Raw genomic sequence first — 323 nt, 5'->3', positions numbered from 1 at the left:
TGCGCATGCAGGTCGGGCTTGGCAGTGCGGTTGGCGTCGTTCTCTTCGTCATCTGCGTGACGCTGGCCTTCGGTTACAAAAGGATTTTCATGCGCCATGACTGACACATCCACTTCCGTCCGCATGCCGCTGCAAACCAAGCTTTATCTCTATATTTCATTGAGCCTGATTGCAGCCATCGTGCTCATCCCGCTTCTGACGACGGCGCTCGGTGGCTTCAAGACGCTGGGAGACCTGCGCGTTAACCCGTTCGGAATTCCGCCCGAATGGCAATGGGCCAATTACGGCGATATCCTGCTTGGCAAACGCTACTGGCTGCAGAT

Annotated in this window: 2 pseudogenes; both read left to right on the top strand. The window is 56.0% G+C overall.

Annotated elements, in window-relative coordinates:
* Positions 1-104: pseudogene (locus EN857_RS33905) on the top strand (sugar ABC transporter permease); the annotation flags it as partial.
* A pseudogene (locus EN857_RS33900) lies at positions 97-323 on the top strand (carbohydrate ABC transporter permease); the annotation flags it as partial. The pseudogenes EN857_RS33905 and EN857_RS33900, both read left to right, overlap by 8 nt.

The sequence above is a fragment of the Mesorhizobium sp. M4B.F.Ca.ET.214.01.1.1 genome, assembly GCF_004791545.1.
Taxonomy (GTDB): Bacteria; Pseudomonadota; Alphaproteobacteria; order Rhizobiales; family Rhizobiaceae; genus Mesorhizobium; species Mesorhizobium abyssinicae.
Note: the sequence above shows the minus strand (reverse complement) of the source record. Positions and strands in the feature narration are given on the sequence as shown.